Origin of the sequence: Natrinema limicola JCM 13563 (genome assembly GCF_000337475.1) — an archaeon.
Classification (GTDB): domain Archaea; phylum Halobacteriota; class Halobacteria; order Halobacteriales; family Natrialbaceae; genus Natrinema; species Natrinema limicola.
On sequence record NZ_AOIT01000075.1, the window covers coordinates 1 to 228 of the forward strand.

At 60.5% G+C, this 228-nt stretch carries 1 pseudogene; it reads left to right on the plus strand.

Going from position 1 to position 228, the window contains the following annotated elements:
- Positions 1 to 94: 94 nt before the first annotated feature.
- Positions 95 to 228 (plus strand): annotated as a pseudogene (locus C476_RS18055) (thiolase family protein); the annotation flags it as partial.

The window sequence follows — 228 nt, forward strand, 5'->3', positions numbered from 1 at the left end:
CTGTTCGACCAACTGACCGAGAAACTGAGTTTCGCTGCATCGTGGATTGACAATCACCTCGGTGGATTTCTCAATAAGATTTGCTAATCACTATGCCGTTCGTGACGCCGTGCGAGCGATCAGAAGCGGCGAGGCCGACGTCGTCGTCGCCGGCGGCATGGAGCGGATGACGAACATGGGCACGGCCGGAGCGACGAAGGGGCTGGCCGGCGCGGCCGACGACCTCTA